The organism is Streptomyces sp. NPDC048521, assembly GCF_043199855.1.
GTDB lineage: Bacteria > Actinomycetota > Actinomycetes > Streptomycetales > Streptomycetaceae > Streptomyces.
Map to the genome: position 1 here is coordinate 12916 of NZ_JBICWR010000011.1, position 23719 is coordinate 36634.

Genomic DNA, 23719 nt, shown 5'->3' on the forward strand with positions numbered 1-23719 from the left:
TTAAGGATCAACCTTAGCCACTCCCTTGAAGATTCGCGGTTCGTCCATCCCAGGATAATGCACCGTCATGGTTGAGCCGCGCGGGAGGATCGCCTTGACTGCGATTTGACAACCGTGCGCACCGCCGCATATGTAGTCTTGGTTGATGTAAACATGTGCATCGGTAACACTATTGTCCCGCATCCAGGCGGCGAACTGCGTTTCAACGTGCGGCTCAGACCAGAACGCATCACTTGGACGCCTGAGGGGGCGGATGTTTGGAGATTTGTCGAGAATTTCATGAACCCTCTCTTGCAGAGCCCCAGATCCACTCGTAATGTCTCCACGAAGCACGTTCCCCTTGGGGTCGAATATTCTCCCCGTAGTCCGGCGCGCAGCCGCCAGCTCGGAGGCCGCCCGCGGCAGCCCGGCCTCAAGCCCTCCCCGCACGGGGAACAATTCGAAGGTCCCCGTTGCGGGCTGATCGCACATCGCAGGGCCGGGAGGGCAATTCCCGTATCTCAGCCTTTTCCAGGCTTCTGCGAAATCGCCCGATAGAAGAGCAGCGAGCGGACCCTTGGAAAAGTTGTACCGAAGATTATCCCAGAACGAAGGGATATCGGGTCCACCATTTCCAATGTTGTTTATAACGTCGGCAGGCCCTCGCTGAGCACCGCAGGTATAGATTGGCCAGCACGCGGAGTTTCCACTACTTGTACCCCCTGCACTGCTGGCATGCGATGTGCCAGCGCCTGCGCTGTTGGTATGCGATGTGCCGGTACCACCTAGACGTCCGTCTCCGTATTCTCGTCCGTGCTTCTGCTCCCAATGTTCGAGTGTCTCCGTGCCACCGCACACGCCGTCCTGCATACAGGCGGCCTCGCCCGTGGGGTCGCTGGAAGTGACGGGGGTGTTGTTGGCGTAGGCGTAGCCATTGAGTGACTGGTGCTGGTCGAGGGTCAGGAGGGGGTCGACACTGAGGAACTGGCCAGTATTCGGGTCGTATTCGCGGGCCCCGACGTGGGTGAGGCCGGTTGAATCGTCGGCGGGTTTGCCGAGGAAGGCCTTGTCGTCGGGCCAGGAGGTGGGCTTGGTGCCGCGGGGGGCGCCGAAGGGGGTGGTGTAGCGCTTGGTGATTGCGTAGGTGGTGGAGTCGAGGGCGATGCTGGAGGTGCCGTGGTGGTCGGCGGCCAGGAAGCTGAGCTTGGTTCCTGTGACGCCGGAGGTGGCGGTGCGGACGGCGATGGTCTGGCCGTTCGCCGTGTAGTAGCGGGTGCCCGAGAGGGTCTTGGTGGTGCCCTTGACGGTGAGGTGGAGTTCTGTGCCGGCGCCGAGGTAGAGGATGGTTTCGCCGTCTCCCTTGGCGCGGCGGATCAGTAGCTCGCCGTTGGCGTCGTAGAGGTAACCGGTCTCCTTCGTGCTCTCGGTGAGCTTGGTCAGGTCGCCTTCGGTGTTCCAGGTCAGCGTCTGCTGGGCCGTGGGGCCGGGGCGGGAGGTGGTGTTGCCGCTGTTGTCGTAGGTGTAGGTGCCGGTGCGGGCGCCTGCGATGGTGTCGAGGGTGTGCGGTTTGTTGTCCTTGCTGGTGTCGTTGTAGGTGTAGGTCGTGGACTTGTCGCCGGTGGTGGTGTGCTGGGTTTCGCTCTTGCGCTGGCCGGCGGTGGTGTAGGTGTACGACGTCCAGTAGGGTGCTGCGCCGTCGATGTTGGCGGTCGTCCGGCCGGACGTGGCGCAGTCTGCGGTCTTCGGAGTCCAGGCCTCCGTCATGCGGCGGTTGCCGTCGTAGGCGAAGCACTGATAGTCGGGCTTGGTCGTGCCGCCCTGGGTGGTGGCGTCGAAGATGGAGGTGACGTTGCCGGCGTCGTCCTGGGTGAATTTCAGCTCCTGCGGCATGTAGCCGTGTACGTCGTCGGTGACGTAGGAGCTTATGAGGCGGCGGGTGCCTGCCTCGTATGCGAAGTTGAGGTAGGCCTTCTTGGCGGTGGCCGTGCCGTCCTTGCCGAGGGCGAGCTGATTCAGGTCGCCCTGCGGGGAGAAGGAAGCGGCCTGCAGGTAGCCGGTGGTGCCGCCTGCGTAGATCTGCTGCCCCAGGGCGTTGAATTTGTAGGAGACACCTTCGGAGGGCAGGCCTCCGATAGCCGGGGCGGAGTACTGGCTGACTGAGCCGTCCAGATTGTAACCCGTGGTGAAGGACAGCTTGTTGGCTACATAGCCGTCTTTGACCAGGGGCTCGGTGTCGGACAGGAGCAGGTCGCTGCCGGTGACGTGGTACATCGCGTCGTAGCGGGTGACCTTTTCGGTGTACTCCCTGCCAGTCGTGATGGCGCCGCCGTCGTAGCGGGTGGCGGTGTCCAGCTGGCCCTTCTTCAACTGGTCGAAGCCCCAGGCGGCGAGCTTGTTGGCGTCGGACTTGTCCGCCTGCCACATGCCCGTCTTTCGGCCCAGCACGTCGTACTCGTACAGCAGCTTCTTCGACGCGTCGTCGTTGGGCGTGGTGCTGACGACCTGGTCGAGGTCGTTGTACTCCGTTGCACTCTCGCCCTTGTCCGGGTCTGTCGCGGTGACCTGGCGGCCGAAGAGGTCGTAGGTGTAGGACCACTTCGTCTGGTCGGGGCCGGTGATCGTCTCCTGCTGGCCGGCGGGGGTGTAGGTGTAGTCGGTCGTGGTGAAGTCGGTACCGGTCGGTGTCGGGCCCGCATACTCGCGGCGCTGAGTCATCTGCCCGAGGGCATTGGTCACCACAGCGGTCGCCTGGCCGCCGGCCGGGGCGGTGGTCGCGACGGTGTCACCGGTGTAAGTGGTGTCGGTCGTCCAGCGGGTGACGCCGTGGACCTTCGTCACCGCCCTCGTCAGCCGGCCCGCTCCGTCGTAAGTGGTATCCGTCTGGATCGGAGCCTGGCCGCCGGAGATCTCCTGCGGCGCGGAATTGGGCAGTGAGGATTCGTCCCAGATGTCGGCCTGCTGACTGACCGCGAGACCGCGCGCGTCGTACTCGGTCAGGGAGATGAGCCGGCCGCCCTGGGGGGTCGGTGACTGGACCTGGCGGGAGCGGAGCAGGGAGTCGTAGAACTCATAGCTGGTGTTGTAGCCGGAGCCGTTGCTGCTGAGACTTCCGGTGGAGACCCAGGACATTGCCGAACTGGTGACGTGGTAGTCGTACACGTAGTTCGGGGCCTTGCCCAGGAGTTTGAGTTGGTTGGGCAGCCAGAGTTTGGTGATGCGGCCGAGGCTGTCGTACTCGCTCTCGGTGACGTTGCTGTTCGGGTCGGTGACCTTCAGCGTCGCGCCGGTGGCGAAGTCCAGGTTCGTGGTGGTCGTGTACGTCTTGGCGTCCGCGACTGCCGTCGACGTCAGCGGGCCGCTGTCGGCTGGGGTGTAGGTGGTCGTGGAGACCGCGAGGTCGTTGGTGTCGGTGACGGTCTTGGGGCGTCCGAGGGTGTCGTAGGTGGTCTTGGACACCTTCTGCCAGACGGGGGTGTCGTCGGCGGCGTAGCCCTTGGCGCGTCCTGCCCAGGTGGTGTCGCCCTTGGTCGGCTTCTGGGACGCGGACCAGGTGGTGGCCGCGGTGTCGTCGTAGACCACGGCGGTGTCGGAGATGAGGTCGCCGGCGCGCGTTGCGTCGGTGGGCAGGTCGAGTGCCGAGTCCGCGGTGGCGCAGGTCGCGGCGACGGTCCGGGTGCGGGAGGCGAGGGAGTTGATGCCCGTGTCGTCGTTGCGGGCGTACCAGGTGCGGGTGCATTTCTCGTCGCCTGTGACCGCGTCGTCGCCCTGATCCTCGACGGTTTCCGGCATGCCGTAGTCGTCGTAGGTGGTCTTGACCGTGTGGATCCGGTCGTAGGGGGTGATTTTGCTGGTGATGTTGGTGCGGGTGTGGGTGGCGGCGGTGCGGACGTAGTACGCCTCGGTGTCCGCGTAGGACTTGTGCTGGGTTGCGGTTCTCTTCGACCAGGGGTCGTTGATGGTGCCGCCGACTTCGGTTGTGCCGTTGTAGGTGACGGACTCGCGGGTGAAGCCCGCGTACTGCTCGGCGTCCGTGATGGCGCTGGCCTTGATGCCGGCAACGGTTACGGTCTTGCGCTGGTCAGGGTCCGGGGTTTTGGCGTCGGTGCCGAGTACGCGGTCGCCGTTCATGCCGCGCAGGTAGATGGTGGTCTGTCTGCTCTGGGTTCCGGTGGAGATGCCGGTGAGGTGGGTGACCTGCTGGTAGCCGCGCCAGATGGACCAGGTGCGCTCCTTGGCGGGCGTCATCGGGTCCTCGTCGTAGTGCCATGCACCGCCGCCGGTGTACTGGTAGCTGTGCTGTACGGCTACGGAGCCGCCCTTGGGGTCGGTACTGGAGACAGAGGAGACCGGGTACTTCTGGAACCAGTCGAGCTTCGGGTCCTTCTCGCCGTTGGGCGACCAGTACACCGGGTAGCAGCGCTTGGTGTTCTCGTCGAGCTTGGGCTTGGTGCCGGCTGCGGTGCAGTCGGCTTCCATGTAGGTAACGATGGTCTGCGCGCCGGCCTCGGAGGTGACGGTCTTCAGGCGGGGCTTGTTCAGCGGCAGGATGTTGTCGGCCTGGCCGTCAACGCGGTTGGGCAGCATTATGGGGTCGAACTTGACCGGGTCGAGGGCCAGGTCGGTGCCGCGCTTGCCGGTGTGCTGGATCTCGTCCAGCCACAGGGACTGATCGGTGGAGTCACCGGTGTCACCGGGGTCGAGATAATGGTGCTTGAGCGACCAGACGTCCACCGGCTCGAAAGCGGGTGTGGCAGCAGCGGCGTTCCAGGCGGAGGTGGTGATGGCCGTCAGCCGCTTGCGGGTGAAGAAGGTGGGGCCGACGTTGCCGGTGCACTTGTCGCCGTCCTTGCAGATGGCGTCGAAGGGGACGTCCGGCCAGTTGTCGCGGGTGTCCTCGGTCAGTGAGTCGCATCCGGTGCCCGAGGCGAGGCAGCGTTCGTCGTAGGTGAAGACGACCTTGTCGGAGGCGGCCGGGGAGGCGGAGAAGAGGGCGCCGGCGCGCTGGCCGTAGCGGATCTCCTTCAGGTAGCCGCCGCGGACGTAGTCGGTGCCGGTGTTGTCGTCGCCGAGCTTGTCGTAGTTGTTGTGCTCGGCGGTGTACCAGTAGGAGGAGGCGTTGCCGTGGGTGTCCTCGACGTAGTCGAGGTTCCAGCGCCAGGCCTGGTTCTTGGCGCGTTCGGCGAAGGTGTCACCCGCGGTGTAGCCGGGTTCACCGGAGTCGTCGCCGAAGACGGGGACGGTCCAGACGGAGTTGGTGCGGTCGCCGGTGCCCGCGCCGTCGAGTTTGTTCAGGCCGAAGACGTACTTCGTGCCGTCGCCGGTGACGACCGTCCAGTACTCGCCCTGGCCGTCGAGGCCGGTCGTGCCCTCGTCGTCGTTGTCGGCGCCGGTGGAGTGGGTGACGGTGGAGGCGTCGTCGTCCTTGAGCCGCCACGTGCCCGTCTCGTCGTCCTTGACCAGTTCGGTGGCCTTGCCGTTGAGGACGAGGGAGGCGTTGTCGTACTTCCAGCACAGGTCGTACTTGCCGTCCTGGCCGTCGTCGTCGCAGGAGCCGTACTTGCGCTCGATGTAAGAGGAGGTCAGGTCGAAGCCGGTGCCGACCTGGCTGCCCTGGTTGTTGGAGTTGGCCGTCTGGCCGTCGACGGCACCCGAGTCGTAGGAGATGGCCAGGTCCGGCTGGGGGCCGGCCGCGGCCGGGGGAACCCTGAGGGGGTAGGACCAGGTGAATGAACCGGAGGAGCCGCCAGCCTCCCACGTCGAGGACGCGGACAGGGGCGTCGCCTTGTAGGTGCCCGCGCCGGACGTCGTACCCGCCGCGAGGGCCAGCAGCATCGGCTGCGCATCCGGTGCGAGGCTCACCGGGGCCGAGATGCTGTCCCTTTCACGGTTGTTCACCGCGTCCAAGGGGACGCGCTTGTGGCATTTCGCTGCGGCCGGGTCCTTCAGCGCGCAGTCGGGCAGGCGCGTGAGCTGGAGGCGTCCGGCCCAGTCACCGCCGTAGGCGGAGGCGAAGGCCGAGTAGTCGATGCCGAGCCGGGCCGTGCCGCCGGTGGCGGGACCTGTGAGTTTGAGGACCACTCCCCTGACGCCGAGGGTGGTCGCTGTCTTCTGGTCGAGGACCTCGACGCGGACAGAGCTGGCTGCCTTGCCCTTACCGGGGGCGGTGAGGGTCACCGGCAGGGAGCCGGGCGCGGCCGTGGCGATGCCTTTGTCCGGGAGGGTCAGCGTCGCTTTGCCGGCCTTTGGCCAGGTGACGGTCCGCTGCTGGTCGTGACGGGCCCTGGCGACTGCCGCCTGATCCGCCTGTTGCGCCTTCTTCACCTCGGCGGCCGCCTTCTTGTTCACCTTGGCGGTGAAGGGGCTGACCTTGGTGGCGTGCGGGGGTTTCAGGTGCGGGCGGCCCAATGGGTCGGTGTCCGCGGCGAAAACGACGGGGGTCAGCAGGCCGGGCAGGAGAGCCAGGCCGGTCGTTGCGGCGATGCGCCGGGACCAGCGGTGTCTGGGCCCGGCTCCGCGGCCCGCAGAGGACCGGGGTATGCCGTTGGGATTCATGACGGGTTCTTTCTACGCGGCGCCCGATCAGACAGGGATGGGCGCATGCCGTGGAAAACGGAAGAAGGCAGAGCGAAGAAGGAGAGAAGACGAGGCTGTGGGCAGGGCCGTCACGGGGCTGCCCGCACGTTGCGCGGGCGGCTCCCGTGACGATGCCGGTTTCTCAGCTGTCGGGGGTGTGCAGGACCTGGGATTGGATCTGGTCGTAGGTCATCGCTCCGGTCCAGATCCGCATGTCCTGCAGGCCGCCGGGCAGGTAGTTGCCCGTGGTGCCAGCAGTGGTGCCGCGCCCCAGGCTCAGCTCTCCGCTGCCCTGCTGCGGCGAGCTGAACGTGGTGGTGGTGTCCCCGGAGGCCTGTTCCAGTCCGCCCACGTACAAATGGAGCTTGCCGTAGCGGGTCTCGGTGTTGGCCTCGTCGGACGGGTCCGTCCACTCCCAGGGTTCCTGCGCGTCGAAGACACCGGTGAGCTGCACCCATGTGTCCGTCTCGGCCAAGTCGCTGGCGGGAACTGTCGCGCTCTGCGTGACCTTCCCGGTGGAGTCGACCGCGGTGCGGGTGAACTTCCACTGGTAGGCGTTGTCGGCGAGTTTCACCGCCCAAAGTGCCCAGGAGGAGTCGGTGCCCATCCTTTGGGCGGCTACCTGTGCCCGGTAGCCGACTGGCTTTGCGGTGAGCGCCTCGGTGTTCAGGCGGACCGTCGCGGAGAGCGTGAAGGAGCCGGTTTCGTCGACCACCGGGCCCGTGGAGGAGGCGTACTGGGTCGCGCCGTCCAGGAGGAGGGCGTGCTCATCCTCGTTCAGGGTTGTTCCGCTGGGCGACAGCTTCATCGACGGCACAGGATAGGGCGTACCCTCGGGGATCTCGCTGCCCGTGGCTGAGGTGGCGTCCCACTGCGCCACCAGTTCGTTGGCCGGTACTCCGTCCTGATCGATCCGGGCATCGGCGGCTACTTCCTCCGGCCCGAGTGCCCGCTGCCACACGTTGATCTCATCCAGGCGGCCGCGGAAGAACTGCCCGTAAACGGCGCCGCCGCCCAGGACGCGGCCGAACTGGAGGCCGCCGGAAGAGACCCACGGCTCGTAGGCCGTCGACAGGGAGTTGAGCACCACCGGCTGGCCCTGCGGGCGCCCATTGACGTACAGCTGGATGGTGTCGTTCGTCTTGTCGGTGTCCCGCTGGGTGTCGAAGACGGCGGCCAGGTGCGTCCACACCTTCAACGGCGGGTCGGTGGCGTCGGCGAGCGAGCGCAGGTACACCGCTCCGGTGTCGACGTCGGCTGCGGTGCGGTTGAACACCCATTTCTTGTATGCCGACGAGTAGTACAGCGAGAACGCCGAGTTGTTTGTGCCCGGAGCGGACATCACTACGTGGTTCTGGGAGGCGTCCGTGAGGTACACCCAGGCTGAGATGGTGAAGGAGTCCTTGGTGTTCACGGCCGGGGCGGCGGTGGCCGCGTAGGCCTGCTGCTTGGCCGGGTCGGTGCTGTCCAGCCAGAGCGAGTAGTCCGTGTCACCGCGGCGGGCGAGCGAGGACCAGCCGGCGCCGTCCGTGTAGAGGGTGGCGTCGTGGCGGGTGCCCTCGGCGGCGGTGTCCTTGGCGACGGTGACGCCCGAGCTGGGTGCGGCGTCGTCGAAGTGCCAGGTGCCCGTCGGGCCTTGGGCCGGGGCGACCTTGAAGGTGAACTCGGCAGGTGTGCCCCAGCGATTGTTTACGTCTTTGGCCTCCACCGACAGCACTTGGGTGCCTGCGAGGGGCGGGGTGACGTCGGTGACGGTGACGGTGGAGCCGCTGACGGTCTTGGTCTGCTGGGCCGTGCTGGTCAGCAGCCGCCAGCGGTAGCCCGTGATGTCGGTGTCGGCGGTGTTGGGCTTGAAGGTGAAGCGGCCGGGCTCACCCGGACCGCCGGCGGGGTTGCACAGGTTGGCGGTGCACTCGGTGTACGGGGTGCCCGCCGTGATAGACGGGGCCTTCGGCGCGGTCGAATCGATCTTGAAGTAGCACCAGGAACTGTAGGACGACCACAGGTCGCCGCTCTTGCCGTCATACGACCAGTGCGACTGCGTGCGTGCCTTGTACCGGTACAGGCCCCCCTCGGCCCGGGGGCTCATGCGCAGCTTCTCCAGCGTCCCGTCGGGATGCCAGCCGGTGTCGGGCGCATGCCCGGTCCACACCTGATGCCAGGCCGCGTCGTCACCGCGCTCGACCACGTACTCGGCCTGCAGGGAGCCTTCCTCATCACCCGCGTGTGCTTCGACCAGTGTCTGGACACTGGCCTGCGCCATCGGGTCCACCCGCGTTACCGTCAGCGGGTCGGAGGAGGACTTGTTGCAGTACGCCGTCGTTCCGCTCCCAGGGATGACACCGACACTGGTGGGCACACCGGGCTTGTAGGCGAAAACCACCTGCAGCTCAGCGCTGTCGTCGAACCGCTTCCACGCCCGCGGGTCACTCTCGTCCTTGGCGCGCAGCTCCAGGGTGAGCCGGCTGAACTTGCCGTCCGCGAACGAGCGGACCGTGCTCGTCAGGTTCTCGTCCGTCTCGGCGGGGTTGTCGTTGAACTCGATCCACGAGTCTGGCTGGTCCGGGCTGCACAGATCTCCCCTGCCGGCGGAGACGTAGCGGTCGCCCATCCAGTCCAGCTGCTTGGGGCCGGGCCAGACGGTGCCTTCGGAGATGTTGTCGGTGCGCACCAGGTCCACCCAGTGCGGATCGCAGTTGAACGACCACGTCTCACGGGCCCGCAAGGTGGCGTCCAGGACCTGCTTGCCGGCCAGCTTCGTCGGGGCAAACTCGAAATACATGCGGTGTAGCCGCCGCCGCAGTAGTAGCCGTCCGCGGTGCCGCACTTGCCGACGCCCTTGTCGCCGTCGAACATCCAGAACTTGTCGCCATCAGAAGACAGCTTGGTGCGCTCGGAGACGCCCAGGCCGACCGACGGGTCGATGAAGACGGGGTACACGGTGTCCTCGCCGCGCAGCAGATCAAGGTCGGGATGCACGGCGATGGAGCCGTCATCGACCTTCACCGGCAGCACCGCGGTAGCGTCGCCGTCCCCCGGCTGCGACGGATCGTCATCCACCTCACCGTCCGCAGGGCTGGTGGAGTCGGTGCGCATCAGCTGGGTCTGGGGGCCCGGTGCGCTGTCGCCGGCCGAATCCCACATCTGCCCCGCAGGACCGCGGAAGACAGCGTTGCCATCCTCGTCGATCGCACGCAGGCCGCCCCCGACACCCGGCACCACGGACAGGCCATCCCCCGACGCGGTGAGCCTCACCTGTTCCAGAGCCGGGTTCTGCGCCGCCTGGGCGGTCTTGACGACCAGCACCTCCCGGTAACCCTCAGCGGTCGCCGTCAACTGCAGATCCACACCGTCGAACACGTTCGCATAGGTGGCGGTCGCCCCGTCAGCGTCGGCTCCGGCAGCGCACCGCTCCAGCCCATCGTGACCGATCGTCCGTCCTTGCCCAGACGGATCATGTCCGCCCCCGCACCGCCACCGGAGAACGACAGATCCACCACCGCGCCCTTCGGAGCAACCCGCCCGTCGGTACGCCGCTCCAGCACCGGATCAACCGCGCCCCAGCTGCCGTCTTCCTCCTTCACCCGCTGGGGAGTCGTGGACTGCGTCAGCGTGAAAGAACCGTCCGGGTTCGCCCGCGTCGTGGAGTACTCGCCACGCTCCGACGTCACCTCGACCTGCTCACCCGAGGCCTGCGCCTGGGCAGAGGCCGTCGCCTCATCGACCACCCCGGTCCCCGCAGCGGCGCTCGCCGCGCGCGACGAGGACGCGGAGGCCGGCAGCACGGGCAGCGCCGACAGGACCAGCGAAGCCGCCACTCCCCCCAGCAACAGCCCGCCACGCAATCTTCGTTTCCTCCTCAAAAGCCCCACAGGCCCTCCCCACTTACCCACGTATCCCACCCCCGGCACACGATCCACAAAGATCCGCAAAGTAAATGCACCGCCACGTTGAGCAGTCAACCAACCGTGCCCCAGGGCGCGAAAGGTTGGCCGAATAGCATCTGACCTGCATAGACGGCTATGACGCGGTTAGCCGGGGATCGAATCGGGGCGCACCTCCACAGGTTGATCCAGACCAGCCACAGACCCCCTACACATCGATAAACACCCAAAGAAACACTCCGCCACACCGGCCGCGCCGGTGCCACCGGCGCCCGACCAGAGCATCGAGGCCCCACCCCGCCCAGTCCCATGCCCTGCGCGTCAGCGGAGCCCATCAGGCCCGCTGATCCAGGTTTCACAGCGCACAACTCAAACGTCATCGCCTGTCATCGCCTGTCATCGCCGAGCCTGCGTAGACGGACATGGCCGAAAACATACGGCTGATAGCCCCTCCAGCCTCAGGTCGCGATCCCGCCTCGGCAGCCGCTACCGCAGTCGCGCCACACGCGGCATGTAACACTCACGAGCCATCCACGAGATCCCGGCAAGGCCGACGGCCCACCTGCCGTACCAGTCCGCTGAATAGCGGTCACCGCATGACGCAGACGCTTCTGCCCCTGATGACCGAGGCCGCGACACTGTCCATCGCCGGAACCGAGCTCCGGGCCTGGACCACTTCGAAGGCCGCACCTGGCGCGGCTGGCGCTACCACGTCACCCTCGTGACCGCCGCCCAGGCCTTCCTCACCCTGCGACGGCTCGACCCAAAAGGCCCCGATGCCGGCCTGACCCTCGACCAGCTCCTGGAGGCACTCCAGGACCTGCTGAGGTGCTGGACCGGCACCTGCACCACCTGCGGCCGACCCGTCACCACCAGTAGAACCAGACCCAGAACGAACCTAACGAAGCACTACTAGAGTCCGTCTTCAAAGATCAATGGGTGGCGGTGGCGGATCATGGCGAGGTGAAACGCCGTCATGAACTCACTGATCAGGAGTGGGAGTTCTCGCTCCGCTGATACCGCGGGCTGCGACGGGCCGGCCGCGGGTGCCGGACCGGCAGGTCATCAACGGGATGGTCTACAAGATCCGGACCGGGATCTCCTGGCCTGACCTGCCCGAACGCTACGGCCCCTGGCAGACCACGCGCAGACGGTTCTTGATGCGGGTGACCTCGCCAGCCAGGTCGTCGTCGAAGCCCACGAGCATGTTCAGCTCGGCGACGGTTTCGTCGTCCGGGGCCAGGTCGCGGAGGGTGTGGGGCATGGTGCGGGCGGCATCGGCGATGATCGCCGCATCGCGGGCATCGGTCTTCGACTCGCCCGGGTAGAGGTCGGCGATGCGCCGCATCGTCAGCCCCGGCAGATAGGCAACTCGGCAGCCCGCATCGCGGGCCACTGCCAGTGGGAGAGCACCCATCGAGGCCGGCTGGTCCACCACGACCAGCACGTTGCCGTGCTTGGCCTGCAGCTTCTCGAACAGTTCACGCAGCCGCGATTCACTATTTGGCATCGGCTTGTCGAACACCTTCTTGCCCGCCGGAGTCAGCGCAGTGCCGTGATGTTCGCCCTTGCCGACGTCCAGACCGAGGTAGACGTCGATCTCACCGTCGTGGTTCATACCCCTCCCCAGCAGCCTCTTTCCCGGTCTCGCGCGCGGCATCAGCGTGCCGGCATCCACGTTACGAAGGCCTGCTCATCCATGGTGCGGATGTGAGCGGTCATGCCCCTGATCAGCGGTCTGCCAATGCCTCCCCGCCCGGTGACACCACCTTTTCGATCATGTCGACGAGGGGACCAAGTCATACCGGGCCCGGAGACCGGAGCCCCAATGGCGGGGCCGCGGAAAAGGTAACGGGGATCCACCGGCCGGACGAACCGGACGATCACGCCCTCGGCCGATCCCGAGGAGGACTGACCACCAAACTCCACCTCGCCTGCGACGGTCGCGGGCGGCCTCTCGCGATCCTGGTGACACCTGGCCAACGCCACGACAGCATCTGCGCACGCCCCCTCCTGGAACGCATCCGGGTCCCGCGCATGGGCCCGGGCCGACCACGCTGCAGGCCCGACCAAGTCATCGCGGACAAGGCCTACAGCTCCCGAGGTTTCCGCGCCTACCTGCGCCGACGCGGCATCGCGCAAACGATCCCGGAGAAGACCGACCAGCAGCGACACAGGCACAACCGCGGCCGCCGCGGCGGGCGACCACCGGTGTTCGACCGGCAGATCTACCGCCAGCGCAACATCGTTGAGCGCTGCTTCAACCGGCTCAAGCAATTCCGCGGTATCGCAACCCGATACGAAAAGACCGCCACCTCCTACGAAGCGGCGGTCACGCTCGCGTCATTCCTACTCTGGGCAAGATCCGTTTGAAGACGGACCCTAGTTGACGCCGGTCTCATGCAGCAGGCGGAGACGAGACAACTGGTGGGTTGAGGCGGGCGAAGCCTTCCTGGCGCTGGTAAGGGAAGTACGGGTAGGGCGCTGTCTTGCCGCTCGCCGCATCGAGTTTCGCCATCTGGTCGGGCGTGAGCGTCCAGCCGATGGCACCGAGGTTCTGGCGAAGCTGCTCCTCGTCGCGAGCGCCGATGATGACAGAGGAGACGGTCGGTCGCTGCAGCAGCCAGTTGATGGCGATCTGCGGAATGCTTTTGCCGGTCTCCTGCGCAATCTCGTCGAGGGCGTCGACCACGCGGTAGAGGTGTTCGTCTTCGACCGGCGGTCCGTAGTCCGCGGTGTGGTGCAGTCGGCTGTTGGCTGGTAGCGGCTGGCCGCGGCGGACTTTGCCGGTGAGCCGTCCCCAGCCGAGCGGGCTCCAGACGAGGGCTCCGAGGCCCTGATCGAGCCCGAGGGGCATCAGCTCCCATTCGTAGTCGCGGCCGATGAGGGAGTAGTAGACCTGATGTGCGACATAGCGCGGGTGGCCGTATCTCTCCGCGATCGCGAGGGACTTCATCGCCTGCCAGCCGGAGAAGTTGGAGATGCCGAGATAGCGGACCTTCCCTGCTCGTACGAGATCGTCGAGTGTGGACAGGACTTCCTCGATAGGCGTGCCGGCGTCAAAGGCGTGCAGCTGGAACAGATCGATGTAGTCGGTGCCGAGTCGGCGCAGGGCGTCCTCGCATGCGGTGATCAGACGCGAACGGGAGGAGCCCGCATCGCCTGGGCCGTCACCCATCGGCAGGCTGGTCTTGGTGGACACGATCACCTGGTCCCTGCGGCCTTTGATCGCTTCGCCCAGCACCTCCTCGGAGGCCCCACTGGAATAGACGTCGGCGGTGTCGAACATCGTGATCCCGGCGTCGAGGCAGATGTCCACGAGACGGCGTGCTTCGTGCGCATCGGTGTTGCCCCAGGCGCCAAACAGCGGTCCTTGGCCGCCGAAGGTGCCGGCGCCGAAGCTCAGTGCGGGGACCCTGAGTCCGGATGTGCCCAGCCGCCTGTATTCCATGGCTGTCCTCTCTCGTCGCCCGACCTAACTAATGGGCTTGGAGTTCCGTTAGTGTGGGCCTCAACGTAGCAGGTGTGTGCGATTAACGAAACAGGAGTCCCGTTATGGGGGTTGAGGGTGCGGATCCGGGGACCGTCCGTCCTGGAGGGCGCACGGCGCGGGTGCGGGCGTCGGTGCTGCAAGCGGCTGGGGACGCCTTGGCGGAGCATGGCTTTGCCCACCTGGACCTCGCCGACATCGCGCGCCGTGCCGAGGTGGGCAAGACCACCGTCTACCGCCGCTGGGGAACAGTGACCAGCCTGGTGACCGACCTGCTGATGGACATGGCCGAGCAGTCACTGCCACGGACCGAGACCGGCTCGCTGCTCGGCGACCTCAAGGCCAATGCCCGGCTCGTGCAGCGCACCTTGGCCGACCCGCGGCAGGGGGCTCTGTTCAAGGCAGTGATCGCGGCCGCCACCTGTGAGGCGAAGACGGCCGAGGCCCTGCATCGCTTCTACGACATCCGCATCAAGGAGTGGGCGCCCTGCGTCCAGCAGGCCATCGACCGGGGCGAGGTGCCCGAGGGCACCGATGTCCGCGAGGTGATCCGTGCTGTCTCCGCCCCGCTCTACTACCGCCTGTTGACCACCGGCGACCCCCTCGACGAAGCCGCCGCAGACCAGGCTGCCGAGGCCGCCGCGGCTGCGGCGCGTGCGGGAGCGTACCTGCCGGGCGACGAAGGTCGTGCGTGACCGGCTTCCCGCATCCGTCGCTGAGCGCGGGTCACCGCGCGTGATCTCCGGGGGCATAGCCTTTCCAGGTTCCTCCGGCCTCGGCTGCGAGTTGGGCGGTCGTGTCGTCGTGGTAGCCAAGCATCCGGGCGACTACGGGGGCGGGGGCCTGGAGGACGAGGTGGCGGATCGCCGACGTGCGTCCTCGCTGGGTGGGGAAGCCCAGGTTACGGAGGCGGATTCGAGGGTGTCCGGGGTCATGGGCCGTCCGGCCCGGCGGCGAAGAGCCATCGGGCGCCCGGATTGGTTGCGGTCATGGTGTTCGGCCGCTGGCCCAGGTAGTCCAGCAGGCACTGTCACGTTGGCTGACCGGGTGGGATGATCTTCGGGTTGATCACGCTGGGAAGGATCGTCCGTGGGGAGTGCGTCGCCGTCGTACAAGGGGCATCGCTACCGGGTCGAGGTCATCTCCCACTGCGTGTGGCTGTACTTCCGCTTTCCGCTGTCGCTCCGCGAGGTGGAGGAGCTGATGCTCCAGCGCGGCGTTCATCGTCTCCTACGAAACGGTCCGCCGCTGGTGCGCCAAGTTCGGGCAGGCCTACGCGAACGGACTGCGTCGCCGCCGGCCTCGCCCGGGGGACACATGGCATCTGGACGAGGTCTTCGTCAGGATCAACGGCGAGCTGAAGTACCTGGGGCGGGCCGTCTACGTCGGCGGCAACGTCCTGGACATCCTGGTCCAGAACCGGCGGGACCAGGCCGCCGCCCGACGGTTCTTCCGCCGCCTGATGAAGAAGACGGGTGCGGTGCCGCGCGTCATCGTCACGGACAAGCTCCGCTCCTACGGCGCCGCGCACCGCGAGGTCATGCCCTCTGTGGAGCACCGCGCTCATAAAGGACTGAACAACCGGACCGAGAACAGCCACCAGCCCACCCGGCAGCGCGAACGCGCGATGAAGGGCTTCCGATCGACGGGCGCGGCACAGCGCTTCCTGTCCGCGTTCAGCGGCATTTCCCCGCACTTTCGGCCCCACCGTCACCTCATGAGCACACCCGACCACCGGGCCGAGATGACCATCCGCCTCGCCATCTGGGACCACATCACCGGCCCCAGGAGCCAGCCCACCACAGCCTGAGCACACGCCCGGACCAAGAAGCCACCAGGCCCCGACGCACCGTCAGACACCTAGGCACCCGACAACGTGACAACGCCTCGGTGAGCGTTCGCCACAGGTCACGTCGGTGGTTGTCGGGCCAGTAGCCGGGGGTGAAGTACAGCTTCGCGTAGGCAGCGTGCCAGGGAGGGAAGTTGGAGACTCGCTGCTCGTTGCCGGTGCGCCACAGCAGGTAAGGGTTCAGGTCGTCCTCATCTCCGATGCCTGGCGCGGCGCGCCCGGTTGCGGGTGCCGCGGGTGAAGGCGCAGGCCAGGCCGAGGCATTGCAGGGCGGCGCAGACGTTGATCGTCGTGTGCAGGGCGGTCGGGTCGATGACTGCCATGAGGATGCCGGCGACGGGGTAGGGCATGAGCAGGATCAGCACGGTGACGGACAGCGTGCTGCCGAACACCTCGGCGGGGATGAGGTGGGATCGCAGGGTGCGCAGTACGACGGTCAGCACACTGTCGCCTGCCATGAAGACGGCGATGAGGACGAGGTACGCCAGGTAGGAGTCCGTGTGCGCGATCAGGAAGCACGGCACGATGGTCACGAGAGCGGCGCAGCGGCCCACCCCCGGCAGTCCCCACCGGTCGATCGCGACGCGGCTGGTGGCGACCGCAAGCAGCGAAGCCGCGGCCGCGCAGGACCACACCGCGCCGACCGAGGCGCTGGACCGGCCGAGTTGCTGCACCACGATCACCGGGGTCGCCGCCTCCAGCAGACCGAGCGCCAGGTTGGACAACGCCAGCCCCGTCACCAGCCAGGCGAGTGCCGGCAGCGCACGCAGGGTCGCCCAGCCGGTGTGCCATCCTCCGGCGGCCGGCACCGTCGCTTCCGATACCGGCGCAGCCGGCTGCTGTATGCGCGGAGTGATGGCGGCCGACACCACCGACAAGCCACCGATCGCCGTGAGCATGCCGCCAGAGCCGTTCCACTGCAGGAGGAGGCCGCCTGCCGCGGGGCCGGCCAGGGCGGCTGCCTGATCGATGCCCAGCAGGACGCCCTGGACGCGGTGGGCTGCATCGCCGGCGTCCCTGCTGGCGACGGCGCCGACACTCTCGGCCGCGATGTAGCTGAACTGGGTCAGGCATCCCGCGCACGCCGCCAGGAGCATCACCAGCCCCGGGGCGGTTCTGTCGTCCGCCGCCGCCAAGGCGGGCACGGCGAGGGCGACGACGAGAGCCCGCGCCGTGGCGGCCAGCCGGAAGACCCGTGTGGAACCGAAACGGTCGACGGCCAGGCCGGCCAGAGCGAACGTGCACAGCCGCGGCGTCCACGCCATGACGAAGGCGATCCCGGTCAGCGACGACGAGTTGGTCGTGCCCAGGACCAACAAGGGGATGCCATAGGTAGCCATGGACGAGGCGAAAGCATCCGTGAGGCGCGGCAGATAGACACCGCGGACCCGACCGTAGGTCACGGTGCGGGCATGCCGGGGTCCGGCGGACCGGACTTTCCTGGGTATCAAAGGGACGTGCTGTTTCTGTGAATCGTAGCGGCCGTCATATGAGCGACCCGGGCGAGAAGAGGCGCAAGTGCCCACGAAGCAGGCAGGTCTGAGTGAACTCCGTTCATCCGAGTGCGAGGTCGGCCGAATGTCGGACGGGGGCACGGGGCGGGGCCGCACTCGGACGAGTGGAGCGGGCGCCCGGCGCCGGACAGTCCACGACGGGCGAGCGGACCCGTCATCTACCATCAGCGTGATGACAGCCCCGGATGTTACGCCCGGGTAAACCGAGGTCGCGCGTGCCGAGTCAAGCGCCAGGACGACCACGGCATCCACCGTGCCGGGTGCTCGCCGCTGTCCCCGGTGGTCGGCCTCCGAGCGCGGTGTGTCAGGATGCGCCCGGACCCTCAGGGTCGTCCTCGAGCTGCTGGACGGCGAGGGCGGCGATGACGACCGGGGCGCGGACGCGGTCCAGGCGGGTGCGGGAGCGGCCGGTCACCGGCTCGTCGCCCCGGTGATGGCGACCAGGGCCGCGACCGTTTCCCAGCCGTGGTGCCCGAGAGGGAAGGCGCCTTCTGCCAACTCGAGGCGGCCTACGGATGCTGTTGAGTAACCTGCGGCCGTGGGAAAGGCACTGAACACTGATGGCTGGCTGGACGACACGCGGGCGTCCTACGACACCGTGGCTGACAGTTACGCCGACCTGACGCGTCACCTCTTGGACGAGACGCCCGAGGAGCGCGATGTCCTGGCGTTGTTCGCCGACATGGTGCGTGCCCGGGGTGGGGGCCAAGTTGCCGACGTGGGATGCGGGACGGGGAGGATCACGGCTCACTTGCATCAGCTGGGCGTGGACGCATTCGGGATCGACCTGTCACCCGGGATGATCGAGGTGGCCCGGCGCGATCACCCTGGACTCCGGTTCGATACCGGCTCCATGACGGATCTTGACCTCGCCGACGGCTCGGTCACCGGCCTGATCGCCTGGTATTCGCTGATCCACGTCCCCGACGACGAGATCAGGTCGGTCTTCGCCCACTTCCAGCGCGTGCTTCAGCCCGGCGGACCTCTACTACTCAGCTTCCATGTCGGTGACGAGGCGCAGTTGAAGACCCAGGGCTATGGCGGGCACCCGATGAAGGTCTACGTCCATCGCCGGCAGCACGCCCAACTGATGACGTGGCTCGACGATGCCGGCTTCGTCGTCGAGTCGCACAAGACTCTCACCTCGGCCGAGAGCAAGCTCGGCGGGATCATTCTCGCTCACCGCCGCGCCATCGCCCCAGAGGAGTGAGCCCGTCTCCACGAGCAGCCACCCGACGTCCGATCACCGCCCCGCCCTGGTCCTCACGTTGCTTGTGCGGGCGACGATCCGGTCGAACGCAGTAATGCCCGGGAAGACGGCGGAACTCCTGCGTTCCTGCCGGACGTCCAGCTGCGCGATCTTCTCCTCGGTCGCAGCAAGGCTGACTTACGTGAGCGCACTGCCGAACCATGTGGCACCCGCGCGTCTCGTGGCCGTCGCCACCCAGGAACTCGTGGAGCATCTCGACCCGGTACTCGCGGTGGAAACCATATTGACCTTCGCGGCGGCCAGGATCGGGACGGACAGTGCCGCGGTGCACGGCATCGGCATCTCTTTGGTCAACCTCATCTTCACGGCTACGGTGGCGGTCGGCCAGGCCACCATCCCTCTGATCTCCGACTACGCGACGAAGCACGACAGCGTGCATATCCGGCGCGGCATTCGGGCGGGGACGGGGCTGGCACTGGTCGTCGTAGGGTTGATCGCGGCAGCGGTGATCGCCCTCAGTCCGTGGGTCGTTCCGCTGTTCACCCAGGATGTCGATGTACGGCCACAGATCACCGACCTTCTGCCGCTGGTGCCGGCCGTGGTCGTCACCGACGCGCTGCAGGCAGTCGTCGGCTTCGGCCTCATCGGTCTCAAGCGCACCGTGCCGAGTTTCTTGTCGACCTTCATCTGCTACGGAAGCCTGGCCGCTGTCGCCGCTCCGGTAGCCACAGCCGGAGGGCTTGCCGCTCTGTGGACGGCTCTCGCCCTTGCCAACCTCCTCCAGGCAGTGGGCAAGGCCTACTCCTTCCACCGACACAGCGCATTCACCGAGAACCGCGAACACGCACCGGCCGCCACGTGAGAGAGGCACCGGCCGGTAGTGCGCTCCCTCCTACTGACCTTCGAAGTGTGGAGTCGGTGAAACTGACGATCGGTGATCCCCCGGGTCTTCTGCCTGGACCAACTGTCGCGCCCTCATCCAGGCCGCTCACCAGCGACGCGGCGGTCCCACTCGCCTGCGACTGCGACGTGCAGCCGGTTTCGCAGTGCTGGGTGGGGTTGGCCCGGGTCCGGGCTGGTCCCGTCGGCATGGAGCGGTGTCGGCGGTGCTCCCGGGGTGCCGGGCCGCGGCTGGAGGGGTGCGCGGGCGGTGACCGTGCCGTTGTGGGCGCAGGCTCGGGATGTAATCGGGGACGCTGTACGCGGTTACCATCGGCGCATGAGCGATCCGAATCCGATCATCTGGTTGCGGCGGGAAAGAGGGGCGCGCGGGCCGGCTCCGGCGTACAGCCGTGAGCGCATCGCCGAGGTGGCGATCGCGGTGGCGGACGGTGAGGGCATCGAGGCGGTGACGATGCGGCGCATCGCCAAGGAGCTGGGCACCGGCGCGATGACGCTCTACCGGTATCTGCCGAACAAGGAAGACCTGTACGCCGTGGTGATCGACCAGGCCCTCGGCTTCGAGGGGCAGGAGCCGACCGGGGACGCCCGTGCGGATCTGGCCGCGTTCGCCCGCCGGTACCGGGAGACGTTGCGCCGGCACCCCTGGCTTGCGCACGCCATGGCCGGCAGGCCGATCATGGGCCCCAACATGCTCCGTGCCAACGAGCGCGACCTCGCCCTCGTCGACGGCCGCGGACTGAGCATCGACGACATGGTCCACGTCGTGAACCTGATTCGACACTGGGTCACGGGTGCAAGCCAGGCCGAGACGGCAGAGCGGGAAGCGGCCTTGCGCTCCGGGGAGGATCGCACAGCCTGGCAGGAGCGGATGGGTCCGTACGTGACCGAACTGCTGGCCACCGGCCGCTTCCCGTACCTGGAGCGGTTGGTACGCGAGGCGCGGCACGGCGGCCATGACGAGCAGTTCGAGGCCGGCCTCGCCATCTTGCTGGACGGCGTCATGGCACGTTTCCCGGCCCTGTCCGGACCCCCGGGGAGCGAACCGCCGGAGCGCTCCTGAGAACGGACGCCGCAGTGCCCGCGCCGCGCGCGAACTACGGGAGTCACGGCACCGGTCCGGGCAGGCCGCGTAGATGAACCGCTCCGAGGCGCGGGTTCACAGGCCGGCTCGGGTGAAGCGCCGTACCGAGAGCGGGACGAAGACCACGAGGAGCACCGCGGCCCACAGCAGGGTCGCGGTCAGCGGGTGGGTGAGCGGCCAGGAGCCGTCCGCGGCAGGCACCCCGGGGTTGCCGAACAGCTTCCGGCACGCGGCGACCGCGGCGCTGATCGGGTTCCATTCGCAGATCGCCCGCAGCCAGGCGGGCATGCCGTCCGTCGGCACGAACGCGTTGGACAGCATGCTGAGGGGCAGCGTGAGGGGCGACAGGGAGTCGGCCGTCTGCTCCGACGGCAGCAGCAGCCCGAGATACGTACCGACCCAGGACATGGTGTAGCGGAAGAGGAGCAGGACACCGACCGCGGCCACGGCGCGGCCGAGGCCGTCGTGCACGCGCCAGCCGATGGCCAGCCCGCAGGCCAGCAGGATGACCAGTCCGAACAGTCCCGTGACGGCGTCCGCGCCCGTCTGGCCGAGAGGCACCGCCGTGCGGGAGGTGGGCATCGAGCGCAGCCGGTCGGTCACCCCGCGGCTCTGGTCGGCGGCGACGTCCACCATCGCCGAGGACAGCGCGAACATGCTGGTCATCACGAACAGGCCGGGCATGAGGTACTCGCGGTAGTTGCCGCCGCCCGGTACCTGGATGGCGCTGCCGAAGACGTAGCCGAAGAGGACGACCATGACCGCGGGCATCACCAACATCGCGACGAGGGTGCCGGGCTGATGCCGCAGTTGGAGGAGCTTGCGCTCGACCAGGGTGAGAGTGTCCGCCAGGACGATCACGCTGCCGCCTCCTGCTGCTCGCGCCGCTTGGGCTGTTCGTCGGTCCGCCGCCCCGCGGGCTCCTGCGCGGGGCGGCCGGTGAGAGTGAGGAATACGTCGTCGAGGCTGGGCCTGCGGATTCCGACGTCCTGAATGGCCACCCCCGCCGCGTCGAGTTCGCGTACGACCTGCGGCACCGACGGTGCCTTGCCGTGCACGCCCGTGACGATGCGCAGCTCCTCGGCCCGCGGCTGTCCTCCGGTCATCCGCTCGAGGATGGCGCCGGCCTCCGCGAGGTCGTCCTCGCTGCCCACCTCGACGTCGATGTGACTGCCGATCCGGGCCTTGAGCTGGGCCGGGGAGCCCTCGGCGATCACCTGCCCGCGGTCGATCACGGCCACGGCCGAGGCGAGTTGGTCGGCCTCCTCGAGGTACTGGGTGGTGAGCAGCACGGTCGTGCCGGCCGCGACCAGCTCGCGCACGACGGCCCAGATCTCCAGGCGGCTGCGCGGGTCCAGTCCGGTGGTGGGCTCGTCCAGGAAGAGGACGGACGGCGCGCGCAGCAGGCTGGCGATCAGGTCGATGCGTCGCCGCATGCCGCCGGAGTAGGTGCTGACCTGCCGGTCGGCTGCCTCCGTGAGCTCGAACCGCTCCAGCAGCTCGTCGGCGCGCCGCCGGGCGTCGCGTCGGCCCAGCCGGGCCAGTCGGCCGAAGACCCGCAGGTTCTCGCGGCCCGTCAGCTTCTCGTCCAAGGCCGCGTGCTGCCCGGCGAGCCCGATGGCTTCGCGGACCTTGCCGGGGTGTTCTCCCACGTCGAAGCCGGCGACGGTGGCCCTTCCGGCCGTGGGGCGGGTCAGCGTGCTGAGGATCCGGACGGTGGTGCTCTTGCCCGCGCCGTTCGGACCCAGCAGCCCGTAGACGGTGCCGGGCGGCACGGCCAGGTCCAGGCCGGCCAATGCTTCGAAGTCACCGAAGCGTTTTCGCAGGCCCTGGGCCGACACGATGGGTGAGTCCACGTCTCCTCCACTTCACCAATAAGCGAGTACGTCGTACGCGGTTTTACTGTACGTAAGCGAGTACGGTGTACGCAACTGGTTCAGCGGGGCGTGCGGCTCTCTTCGCCGTTCGACGCTGTCGACGCCAACTGCCCAGGGTGGGACGGCCGTTTCCCGAGCGGTGCGCGTCTGCGCAGGGCGGGCGGCGATCTGGCTCTTCTCAGGCTGCGGACCCGGCTTCGTGCGGCAGCTGCCGATCGGGACTGCATCCGTCGCATGCCCGTCACCTTGGGGGCCCGCAGCACCCGCTACGAGGAACTCCGGGCCGCACGAGCCGCCGACCGCCGACTGAGAGCCCGCACGAGCCGCCGACCGCCGACTGAGCAGCCGAGGGAGAGCATGTCCGGGTCGGCGACGCCGGCTGGTCTTGCCGCGGGCCTGCGGCCCGCCGGGCGCGGAGCGCGGGTCAGGGCTTGGACAGGTACGCGGGGGCGGCCCAGGCGACGTCGTCGACCGCGAGCCACGGCGCGGCCGCGACGGCCCTCGGTGTCGCGCCCGTGAGGGCCATGACCTCCCGATGGAGGTGGGACTGGTCGACGTAGCCGATGTCCGCCGCCACCCGTGCGGCACTGTGCCCCGCGGCCAGGCGATGGGCCGCCCGGTCGAAACGTACGAGCTGCGCGGCACGCTTGGGTGTGAGACCGATCTGGGCCCGGAACCTGGACCACAGACGCTTACGGCTCCAGCCGACCTCGGCCGCCAGCCGCTCGACCCGGACCGCTCCCAGGCTGGCCACTGTCCGGCGCCACACGAAGGCGACCTCGGGCTCGACCGCTCGGCCTGCCTCGTGACGTCGGACCACCGCGGCCTCCGCTATCGCGAACCGGTCCTCCCACGACCGGGCAGCGCGCAGTCGCTCGTGGATGCGGACGGCGTCGCGGCCCAAGAGGTCGTCGAGGGAGACCACCGTGGCGCCCGGCTCCGCAAGGGCGCCGAGCACCGCGTGCGCGACCGGCGGCGACAGCCGCACCTGCAGGCACTCGATGTCCCGGCCCCGCCCTCGAACACCGCCGGACGCGAGCCCGACCACGACGCTACCGCTCTGTCGCCGACCGCTGACGTCGTCGACGACGAGCGATCCGTCGCCGAGGTCGACGGCCACGGTGACGGCGGGATACGGAACCACGCCCAGGTCGACGACGCCGGTCGTACGCGCTCGGAATCCGGCCATGGCGACCCCCGGCAGCCGGCCGGGCCGCGACGGAGTGGCGATGTCCCACACCGACGCGGCGTCGCGGGCCGGTTCGGCAGTACGCATGGCGCCAAGCTACGCGACATTCGTACAAGAAGCGACGTCCCAGGTGCGACGACACTGACGGCTCCGGCCAGACCCCACACCGG

At 67.9% G+C, this 23719-nt stretch carries 12 protein-coding genes and 5 pseudogenes; 8 read left to right on the top strand and 9 right to left on the bottom strand.

The window, feature by feature from the left end:
- Positions 1-6531 (bottom strand): DddA-like double-stranded DNA deaminase toxin, encoded by a 6531-nt coding sequence (locus ACGFRF_RS24560; protein WP_393743284.1) that lies wholly within the window; start codon positions 6529-6531, stop codon positions 1-3.
- Positions 6532-6694: 163 nt separating this feature from the next.
- Positions 6695-10280 (bottom strand): annotated as a pseudogene (locus ACGFRF_RS24565) (LamG-like jellyroll fold domain-containing protein).
- An 820-nt stretch (positions 10281-11100) separates the two neighbouring features.
- Here ACGFRF_RS24565 and ACGFRF_RS24570 point away from each other — a divergent pair.
- Positions 11101-11263, top strand: a pseudogene (locus tag ACGFRF_RS24570) (IS701 family transposase); the annotation flags it as partial.
- A 219-nt stretch (positions 11264-11482) separates the two neighbouring features.
- A pseudogene (locus ACGFRF_RS24575) lies at positions 11483-11533 on the top strand (hypothetical protein); the annotation flags it as partial.
- A gap of 47 nt (positions 11534-11580) precedes the next feature.
- Here the strand turns inward: ACGFRF_RS24575 and ACGFRF_RS24580 are convergent.
- Positions 11581-12054, bottom strand: a pseudogene (locus tag ACGFRF_RS24580) (IS110 family transposase); the annotation flags it as partial.
- 161 nt (positions 12055-12215) lie between these two features.
- Here ACGFRF_RS24580 and ACGFRF_RS24585 point away from each other — a divergent pair.
- Positions 12216-12809: an IS5 family transposase gene (locus ACGFRF_RS24585; protein ID WP_393743697.1), complete on the top strand. Its 594-nt coding sequence runs from the start codon at positions 12216-12218 to the stop codon at positions 12807-12809.
- 25 nt (positions 12810-12834) lie between these two features.
- Here ACGFRF_RS24585 and ACGFRF_RS24590 read toward each other — a convergent pair whose 3' ends face one another.
- The gene (locus ACGFRF_RS24590; protein ID WP_393743286.1) at positions 12835-13887 is read right to left on the bottom strand and encodes an aldo/keto reductase; all 1053 of its coding nucleotides are present in this window, start codon (positions 13885-13887) and stop codon (positions 12835-12837) included.
- Positions 13888-13991: 104 nt separating this feature from the next.
- On the opposite strand from ACGFRF_RS24590, the gene ACGFRF_RS24595 reads away from it, so the two are divergent.
- Together ACGFRF_RS24595 and ACGFRF_RS24600 are read left to right on the top strand one after the other, a co-directional pair.
- Positions 13992-14621: a TetR/AcrR family transcriptional regulator C-terminal ligand-binding domain-containing protein gene (locus tag ACGFRF_RS24595; protein WP_393743288.1), complete on the top strand. Its 630-nt coding sequence runs from the start codon at positions 13992-13994 to the stop codon at positions 14619-14621.
- Between the two features lie 394 nt (positions 14622-15015).
- Positions 15016-15736: pseudogene (locus ACGFRF_RS24600) on the top strand (IS6 family transposase).
- On the opposite strand, the gene ACGFRF_RS24605 reads toward ACGFRF_RS24600, so the two are convergent.
- Together ACGFRF_RS24605 and ACGFRF_RS24610 are read right to left on the bottom strand one after the other, a co-directional pair.
- Entirely contained in the window at positions 15702-15977 is a 276-nt protein-coding gene (locus ACGFRF_RS24605) for an undecaprenyl diphosphate synthase family protein (RefSeq protein ID WP_393743699.1), read from the bottom strand. The pseudogene ACGFRF_RS24600 and the gene ACGFRF_RS24605 overlap by 35 nt on opposite strands.
- On the bottom strand, positions 15967-17178 hold the full coding sequence (locus ACGFRF_RS24610) for an MFS transporter (protein WP_393743290.1): 1212 nt from the start codon (positions 17176-17178) through the stop codon (positions 15967-15969). Before ACGFRF_RS24610 ends, ACGFRF_RS24605 begins: the two co-directional genes overlap by 11 nt.
- A 649-nt stretch (positions 17179-17827) precedes the next feature.
- Between ACGFRF_RS24610 and ACGFRF_RS24615 the strand changes: the two genes are divergently transcribed.
- From ACGFRF_RS24615 to ACGFRF_RS24625, 3 genes are all read left to right on the top strand, one after another.
- Complete coding sequence (locus ACGFRF_RS24615) at positions 17828-18499, top strand: class I SAM-dependent DNA methyltransferase (protein ID WP_393743292.1); 672 nt, start codon at positions 17828-17830, stop codon at positions 18497-18499.
- Positions 18500-18680: 181 nt separating this feature from the next.
- The gene (locus ACGFRF_RS24620) at positions 18681-19361 is read left to right on the top strand and encodes an MATE family efflux transporter (protein WP_393743294.1); all 681 of its coding nucleotides are present in this window, start codon (positions 18681-18683) and stop codon (positions 19359-19361) included.
- A gap of 357 nt (positions 19362-19718) precedes the next feature.
- The gene (locus tag ACGFRF_RS24625; protein WP_393743296.1) at positions 19719-20462 is read left to right on the top strand and encodes a TetR/AcrR family transcriptional regulator; all 744 of its coding nucleotides are present in this window, start codon (positions 19719-19721) and stop codon (positions 20460-20462) included.
- Between the two features lie 96 nt (positions 20463-20558).
- Here the strand turns inward: ACGFRF_RS24625 and ACGFRF_RS24630 are convergent, their stop codons facing one another.
- The 3 genes from ACGFRF_RS24630 to ACGFRF_RS24640 all read right to left on the bottom strand — a co-directional run bounded on the left by ACGFRF_RS24630 (position 20559) and on the right by ACGFRF_RS24640 (position 23636).
- Entirely contained in the window at positions 20559-21344 is a 786-nt protein-coding gene (locus ACGFRF_RS24630) for an ABC transporter permease (protein ID WP_393743298.1), read from the bottom strand.
- A complete protein-coding gene (locus ACGFRF_RS24635) occupies positions 21341-22339 on the bottom strand; it encodes an ATP-binding cassette domain-containing protein (RefSeq protein WP_393743300.1) in 999 nt (332 codons plus the stop codon). Before ACGFRF_RS24635 ends, ACGFRF_RS24630 begins: the two co-directional genes overlap by 4 nt.
- 445 nt (positions 22340-22784) lie before the next feature.
- The gene (locus ACGFRF_RS24640) at positions 22785-23636 is read right to left on the bottom strand and encodes a helix-turn-helix domain-containing protein (RefSeq protein WP_393743302.1); all 852 of its coding nucleotides are present in this window, start codon (positions 23634-23636) and stop codon (positions 22785-22787) included.
- Positions 23637-23719: the final 83 nt, after the last annotated feature.

Bases quoted from the DNA above. Each gene is read 5' to 3' on its own strand.
- ACGFRF_RS24560 (WP_393743284.1), bottom strand. From the start codon at position 6,531: ATGAATCCCAACGGCATACCCCGGTCCTCTGCGGGCCGCGGAGCCGGG.
- ACGFRF_RS24585 (WP_393743697.1), top strand. From the start codon at position 12,216: ATGTCGACGAGGGGACCAAGTCATACCGGGCCCGGAGACCGGAGCCCC.
- ACGFRF_RS24590 (WP_393743286.1), bottom strand. From the start codon at position 13,887: ATGGAATACAGGCGGCTGGGCACATCCGGACTCAGGGTCCCCGCACTG.
- ACGFRF_RS24595 (WP_393743288.1), top strand. From the start codon at position 13,992: ATGGGGGTTGAGGGTGCGGATCCGGGGACCGTCCGTCCTGGAGGGCGC.
- ACGFRF_RS24625 (WP_393743296.1), top strand. From the start codon at position 19,719: ATGAGCGATCCGAATCCGATCATCTGGTTGCGGCGGGAAAGAGGGGCG.
- ACGFRF_RS24640 (WP_393743302.1), bottom strand. From the start codon at position 23,636: ATGCGTACTGCCGAACCGGCCCGCGACGCCGCGTCGGTGTGGGACATC.